Consider the following 6,549-nt stretch of genomic DNA (forward strand, 5'->3'; position numbering starts at 1 on the left):
TCAAGCCAACGTCTTCGGCTGGATGCCGTAGTAGACGAAGTTATCGAAGTCTTCGTGGCGATAGGTGTCGTGGCGCTCGTAGTAGTTGTACACCACCGACAGCTTCTGTTCAGTCACCGTCGGTTCGCTGTCATGCAACGTCTTTCGACCTTGCATGATCAACAGCGAACCTTTGGTGGCAAAGATCCTGCGGTGTTCGATCCAGGGCTCTTTCTGCCGGGGGTGGGAGCGCTCGATCTGCATACGCAGCGGCGCTTCCTGGTTGGTGGTAAGAAATAGCAAGACGGTGATGCCGTTGGTGTCGTAATGCAGCCCGAGTGTGCCACCACCGGGAGGGTACGCCTTGATATTGATATCGGAGAGCGGGTACGGCGACACCACGGTGTCGGTATGGGTGACCAGGCTGACCAGCGGAACCAGGCTGTGGTAGATCGCCGTAAGCTCCGGCAAGTGACGGCGGATGTCATCACCTTTGAAGATATGGTGATTGTAGGCGCCTCCCAGGTCTGACACGGCATCGGTGCCCAGGCTCTGGTGCCTGACCCAGTCGACGCCCTGCGCCGCGATGATGCTGTTGACTCGGGCACTCAGTGCATCACAGAGATCGTCGGGGATCAGGCCCTTGATCACCGTTGCGAGGTTGTAGAAGTAGTCGTGCCGGTGTTGATTGACGTCGAACATGTGCTTCCTCCCTTGGTTGAATTTCAAGCGGGGGGGAATTTACAAAAAGGTCTCAGCGGCGGTAACTACCCGTTCAGTCAGTAGCGGTCCAACGAAAAAAGTGCCTTGAAAAAGGCACTTCATCTTTTCTACAGAGCGCACCGCCGGGTTAAACGCGACGTGCTTTGTGCAGACTGGCAGTGATGGCAACCCTGCCCCAATGGAACTCAATGGCAGGGGCCGCCTGTTGCGCAAAATCCTTCAGTATTTTCGTGTGCATGGGGGTAGTAGTACTCACCGCCCTTCCCACAATGCATTGCATTTCAAGGTTGCGATTTGAGGAACGTCGCTATCAGTGGGTTGACCTGCTCCGCCGCCTCCAACTGCACCATATGCCCCTGCCCCGGCAGCACCTCCACCTGCGCCTCCAGCCCCTGTGCATGCCGCACCGGGATGATTGCGTCGTCACTGCCCCAGATCACCAGGCTCGGCTGGCGACCGACGATATGGCGCAGGTCCTGCTTTTGCTGTCCGCCTTCGAATAGCGCGGTATTAAGCTGCCGCAACGCCTGATCCACCCCTTCCAGGCGCTTGAACTTGAGCATGTCCTCCAGCATCTGCCGCGTCACCAGCGCAGGATCGCTGAACAGTTGGGTCAGTTGCGGCTTGAGGGCGTTGCGGTTATTGGCCTCGGCAAAGCCTTGCAGGTAATCACCGTTGATATCCGCCCCCAGACCGGCGCTGGCGATCAGGGTCAGCGACGCGACACGGGTGGGCGCTTGGTCGGCAAGCGTCAGGGAAACCAGTCCGCCCATGGAATGCCCGGCCAGGTGCACACGGTCCAGCTTGAGGTGATCGAGCAGGCCCAACACGGCCTGGCTCAACTCGGCAGCATCGCCGCTGTGCAATGGCTTGCCCGATTCGCCATGCCCCGGCAGGTCCAGGGCGATTACCCGGCGGTCGGCGGCCAGTACCGGTTGATTGAACAGCCAGTTGTTCAAGTCGCCGCCAAAGCCATGCACCAGCACCAGCGGTGTACCGCCCTCGCCCAAATCCAGATAGCGCAGCAGGCGCCCGCCGATCTCGACCTTTTGTGCACTGGGGCCGGAGGCTTCGGCCTCGGCAGCACTGGAGACAAACCCGGCGTTGAAACTGTCGATCACCGCGTCGATCTCCTCCTCAGAGGCATCGCCTTCCACGACAACCCCCAACAACGCGCCCACCGGCAAGGTCTCATCACTCAACGCCAACACCCGCCGCAACACACCGCTGAACGGCGCTTCCACACTGCTGGAGATCTTGTCGGTTTCCACATCGACGATTTCCTCGCCCTTCTCCACCCGGTCGCCGGGTTGCTTGAGCCAGACATCGATGCGCCCCTCGGTCATCGACAGGCCCCACTTGGGCATGGTCAAGGTATGGATCATGCGGCATTCCTCTTGTCGGCGATCTTCAGCACGGCGGCCTCGATCTTCGCGGCATTGGGGATATACAGGTCTTCCAGCGCATCGGAGAACGGCACCGGTGTGTGCGGCGCAGTGACCATCTCAATCGGCGCACGCAGGGACGAAAACGCCTGCTGCGCTACCAGTGCACTGATATCGGTGGCGATAGAGCAACGCGGGTTGGACTCGTCGATCACCACCAGGCGCCCGGTTTTCTCCACACTTTCGAGGATGCTGTCTGCGTCCAGCGGGCTGGTGGTACGCAGGTCCAGCACTTCGCAGTCGATGCCCTGGCGCGCCAGGTTGGTCGCCGCTTCCAGGGCGATATGCACCATGCGCCCGTAGGTCACCAGGGTCACGTCCTTGCCTTCGCGTACAAAGTTGGCTTCGCCGAACGGCACGGTGTAGAGCTCTTCCGGCACTTCGCCTTGCAGGCTGTAGAGCATTTTGTGCTCGAGGAAGATCACCGGGTCGTTGTCGCGGATCGCCTGGATCAGCATGCCCTTGGCGTCATAGGGTGTGGCCGGGCACACCACCTTGAGGCCGGGGATATGGGTCCACATCGACGTGAGCATCTGCGAATGCTGGGCCGCCGCGCGCAGGCCGGCGCCGTACATGGCGCGGATCACCAGCGGCGTGGTGGTCTTGCCGCCGAACATATAGCGGAACTTGGCGGCCTGGTTGAGCAGTTGGTCGAGGCAACAGCCGATAAAGTCGACGAACATCAATTCGCACACGGGGCGCATGCCGCGGGTGGCGGCGCCGACCGCCATGCCGACGTAACCGACTTCGGATAACGGCGCATCCAGTACGCGGTCGGGAAATTGCGGGGACAGGCCCTTGGTGACGCCAAGCACGCCGCCCCAGGCATCTTGCTCGCCAGGAGAACCGGTGCCGCCGGAGACATCCTGGCCGATGATGAACACGCTCTGGTCACGGTGCATTTCCTGGGCCAGGGCTTCGTTGATCGCTTGCTGATAGCTGATTTTGCGAGCCATAAAATGCTCTCCACATAGTTGTTGTTATGAGTGGTAGGCGACGTAGACATCACTGAGCAGGTCGACGGCCTGGGGCTTGGGATCGGACTTGGCGCGGCGCACGGCGTCGTCGATCAGTTGCGCGACTTCGTTATCGATACGTTCGAACTGCGCCGCCTCCAGCCAGCCTTCGGCGTTGCAACGCTGACGAAACAGCGCCAGGCAGTCGGCGCTTTCGCGCAGGTTTTTCACCTCATCGGGACCGCGATAGGTTTGTGCGTCACCTTCAAAGTGGCCATAGAAGCGGCTCAGCTTGACCTCGACCAAAGTCGGGCCATCGCCTTGGCGCGCCCTCTGGACAGCGACGCCCAGGGCTTCGTGAACGGCAAAAAAGTCATTGCCATCAACAATCACCCCCGGCATGCCAAAACCCACGGCGCGCTCGGCGATGTCCTTGCACGCCACTGACCAGCCGGACCCGGTGGCCTCGGCATAGCCGTTGTTTTCAGCGACAAACAGGCACGGCAGTTTCATGATCGACGCCAGGTTCATTGCTTCGAACACCGCGCCCTCGTTGGAGCCGCCGTCGCCAAAAAACGCCACGGCCACGCCCTGGCTGCCCTTGAGCTTGGACGCCAATGCCGCCCCCGCCGCCAGCGGCGCGCCGGCACCGACGATACCGTTGGCGCCGAGCATGCCCTTCTCCTGGTCGGCAATGTGCATGGAACCGCCCTTGCCGCCGCACACGCCGGTTTTCTTGCCGTAGATCTCGGCCATCATGCCGAACACATCCACGCCCTTGGCGATGCAATGGCCGTGGCCACGGTGGTTGGAGGCAATGCAATCTTCATCGTTGAGGTGGGCCATGACCCCGGCGGCACTTGCCTCTTGGCCCGCATAAAGATGCACAAAACCGGGGATCTCACCGGTGGCGAATTCCACGTGCAGGCGTTCTTCAAAGTCACGGATGGTGCGCATCACGGTGTAGGCATGCAGCAATTGATCGGTGGACAGGTGAGTGGACATCTTGTTGTTCTCCAGGTTGTCTCGACACACAAAAGGCTGATCGTGTTCAGCTGATATCCCTTCAGCACAGCCTGTGCCAAGGCCTTAAAAAACCTGGCAAAACCTTGATCCAGAGCGGTTGTTGCACGGGAGCGGGCATCGCAGAATGAGACGGGACATTGCAACGCGCAGGCCGCGTCTCAGGCGGTGTGAGACGCGGCGTCTCAGGCCCGGCAGTTGGTCAGGCCGCGCTTGTCCCTCCCGACGCATGCGCGCTTAATGGCGGGCATAACAACAAAGATCGAGAACCGGAGGCCTTATGCTCGCCGCGAACTCCAGGGAACACGTCGACTGCGTCAGTCGCGTGGTCCGCAATGCCGATCGCCTGCCCCAGGCGCCGGTGCCGTCGCTGATCTTCGATTCGTGGCGGCGCTCCATGGAACAACATCACCTGGACCCAGGTTCCTTGCAGGGGCCGCGCATCCTTAGCGAACCCTTGCTAAAGGAATGTCGCGAGCGCGCGGAGCTATTTATGCGCATCGCCAGTGAGGCCGTCGGGCAACTGCACCATCGCGTGCGCCAGGCCGACTACTGCGTGATGCTCACCGACGCCCTGGGCCAGACCATCGATCACCGCGTCGACACCGCCATTCGCACCGACTGCCGCAAGGCCGGCCTGTACCTCGGCACCTGCTGGTCGGAGGCCGAAGAAGGCACCTGCGGTGTGGCCACCGTGCTCACCAGCAAAGCCGCCGTGACCGTGCACAAGCGCGATCACTTTCGGGCGGCGTTCATTGGCCTCACCTGTTCCGCCGCACCGATCTTCGACCCCCAGGGCAACTTGCTGGGGGTGATGGACGCCTCGGCGCTCCAGTCGCCGGATGACCGGCGCAGCCAGCACCTGGTACGGCAGATGGTGGCGCAGAGCGCCGAGGCCATCGAAAACGCCTTCTTCATGCACAGCGCCCGCCAGCATTGGGTGCTGCAAGCCCATGGCACGCCGGGGTATGTCGACAGCCAGCCGGACCTGTTGCTGGCCTGGGACCAGGACGGTCGCCTGCAAGCCCTGAACAGCAAGGCACGCCAGGCCCTGCGCCTGCGTTTTGGCCAGGTGCCGACGCATATCGGCGAGGTGTTTGACCTGGATGCGTTGCGCGCGGTCACCGACCAGTCCGCCCAGCAACTGCATTGGCGGGGAGAATCGGGCGCCCTGCACGTGCGTGTCAACGCGCCCAAGCGCAAGCCTGCCCGCGCAGCGGCGATCCCTTTGTTGGATGCGCGGGTGGAAGAGCATCTGCGCCTGGCCGTGCGGGTCAAGGACCGTAACCTGCCGGTGCTGGTGCAAGGCGAAACCGGCGCCGGCAAGGAAGTGTTTGCCCGCCAACTGCATGAGCGCAGCACTCGTCGCACGGGGCCATTTGTGGCGGTGAACTGCGCGGCAATCCCCGAGAACCTGATTGAGAGCGAACTGTTCGGCTACGTGGCCGGGGCGTTTACCGGGGCTTCCAGCAAAGGCCTGCCGGGATTGCTGGTGCAGGCCGATGGCGGCACCTTGTTCCTCGATGAAATCGGCGACATGCCGCTGGCCTTGCAGACCCGCCTGCTGCGGGTGATGGCCGAGGGCGAAGTGGCGCCGTTGGGCTCGGCGAAAACCCGCACAGTGGATATCCAGGTGATCGGCGCCAGCCATCGGGATTTGGCAGTGTTGGTCAGTGAGGGGCGCTTTCGTGAAGACCTGTACTTTCGCCTCGGCTGTGCGCGTTTTTGCCTGCCGCCGTTGCGTGAGCGCACAGACAAACTGACCTTGATCAATCGGCTACTGGAACAGGAAGCACGCCATAGCGGGGTTTCCGTCGGCATTGGCCAGGCGGCGCTGGAACGGCTGTTGGGCTACGCGTGGCCGGGGAATGTGCGGCAGCTGCGGCATGTGTTGGCGTACGCCTGTGCGGTGTGTGAGGGTGATACGCTGCAGCTGGCGGATTTGCCGGTGGAGGTGCGTGGGGAGCAGGTGGAGGCGTTGGTTGAAGCGAGCGTCAGCCCGCAACGCCAGGTGGTGCTGGATGCGCTGATTCGGCATCGCTGGAAGCCATTGCCGACGGCAAGGGCGCTGGGCATCTCCAGGGCAACCTTGTATCGCCGGGTCAACCAGCTGGGCATCGACATGCCCAACAAAACCACCTGACATCGTGGGATCAAAATGTGGGAGGGGCGGTGCGACGATTCGACTTGCCCCCGATGGCGGTGTATCAGTCACTGATTTTTCAATTGATACTCCCTCATCGGGGCATAGGCATCTACACAACTTTGAGCATTGCTGCTGGACCTGTGGCGAGGGAGCTTGCTCCCGTGACGGCCTATCATGCGACCGAGTCTTACCGGATGTACACCGCCCTGATGTGGGAGGGGGCTTGCCCCGATGGCGGTGTGTCGGTGTACATATCCGTTATTTGGGTAACGGCGGC

General features: G+C 61.9%; 5 protein-coding genes. 1 reads left to right on the forward strand and 4 read right to left on the reverse strand.

Annotated features, from left to right (window positions below):
- The 4 genes from DYL61_RS27760 to DYL61_RS27775 form a co-directional block, all read right to left on the reverse strand.
- Positions 1 to 681 (reverse strand): hypothetical protein, encoded by a 681-nt coding sequence (locus tag DYL61_RS27760; RefSeq protein WP_135311005.1) that lies wholly within the window; start codon positions 679 to 681, stop codon positions 1 to 3.
- Positions 682 to 983: 302 nt separating this feature from the next.
- Complete coding sequence (locus DYL61_RS27765; protein WP_135311006.1) at positions 984 to 2,087, reverse strand: acetoin dehydrogenase dihydrolipoyllysine-residue acetyltransferase subunit; 1,104 nt, start codon at positions 2,085 to 2,087, stop codon at positions 984 to 986.
- Positions 2,084 to 3,103, reverse strand: coding sequence for an alpha-ketoacid dehydrogenase subunit beta (locus DYL61_RS27770; protein WP_135311007.1), 1,020 nt, complete (start codon positions 3,101 to 3,103; stop codon positions 2,084 to 2,086). Before DYL61_RS27770 ends, DYL61_RS27765 begins: the two co-directional genes overlap by 4 nt.
- Before the next feature lie 24 nt (positions 3,104 to 3,127).
- On the reverse strand, positions 3,128 to 4,108 hold the full coding sequence (locus DYL61_RS27775) for a thiamine pyrophosphate-dependent dehydrogenase E1 component subunit alpha (RefSeq protein WP_135311008.1): 981 nt from the start codon (positions 4,106 to 4,108) through the stop codon (positions 3,128 to 3,130).
- Between the two features lie 298 nt (positions 4,109 to 4,406).
- On the opposite strand from DYL61_RS27775, the gene DYL61_RS27780 reads away from it, so the two are divergent.
- Positions 4,407 to 6,269, forward strand: coding sequence for a sigma-54-dependent Fis family transcriptional regulator (locus DYL61_RS27780; RefSeq protein ID WP_135311009.1), 1,863 nt, complete (start codon positions 4,407 to 4,409; stop codon positions 6,267 to 6,269).
- Positions 6,270 to 6,549: the final 280 nt, after the last annotated feature.

Source organism: Pseudomonas nabeulensis (genome assembly GCF_004682045.1).
Classification (GTDB): domain Bacteria; phylum Pseudomonadota; class Gammaproteobacteria; order Pseudomonadales; family Pseudomonadaceae; genus Aquipseudomonas; species Aquipseudomonas nabeulensis.

Coding starts and splice junctions, on each gene's coding strand:
- DYL61_RS27765 (WP_135311006.1), bottom strand. CDS start 2,087: ATGATCCATACCTTGACCATGCCCAAGTGGGGCCTGTCGATGACCGAG.
- DYL61_RS27780 (WP_135311009.1), top strand. CDS start 4,407: ATGCTCGCCGCGAACTCCAGGGAACACGTCGACTGCGTCAGTCGCGTG.
- DYL61_RS27760 (WP_135311005.1), bottom strand. CDS start 681: ATGTTCGACGTCAATCAACACCGGCACGACTACTTCTACAACCTCGCA.
- DYL61_RS27770 (WP_135311007.1), bottom strand. CDS start 3,103: ATGGCTCGCAAAATCAGCTATCAGCAAGCGATCAACGAAGCCCTGGCC.
- DYL61_RS27775 (WP_135311008.1), bottom strand. CDS start 4,108: ATGTCCACTCACCTGTCCACCGATCAATTGCTGCATGCCTACACCGTG.